At 52.7% G+C, this 332-nt stretch carries 1 pseudogene; it reads left to right on the top strand.

The window, feature by feature from the left end:
- A pseudogene (locus tag RTW80_RS28150) lies at nucleotides 1-332 on the top strand (putative LPS assembly protein LptD); the annotation flags it as partial.

Raw genomic sequence — 332 nt, 5'->3', positions numbered from 1 at the left:
GATCTGGAACGCCCGTTTTAAACTCGGCCCGGTGCCCATTTTCTATAGCCCTTACCTGCAACTGCCTGTGGGTGACAAACGTCGTTCAGGTTTCCTGATCCCGAACGCCAAGTACAGCACGTCGAACTACTTTGAGTTCTACCTGCCGTACTACTGGAACATTGCGCCCAACATGGACGCCACGATCACGCCGCACTATATCCATAAGCGCGGTAACATCATGTGGGAGAACGAATTCCGCTATCTGACCAAGGCGGGCGCGGGTCTGATGGAATTTGATTATCTGCCATCAGATAAGGTGTTCCAGGACGAGCATCCGAGCGAAGGTGATA

Origin of the sequence: Escherichia sp. AM3 (assembly GCF_032029835.1) — a bacterium.
Classification (GTDB): Bacteria; Pseudomonadota; Gammaproteobacteria; order Enterobacterales; family Enterobacteriaceae; genus Escherichia; species Escherichia coli.
The sequence above is the reverse complement of the archived record's forward strand: the minus strand, read 5'-3'. Positions and strand labels throughout refer to the sequence as shown.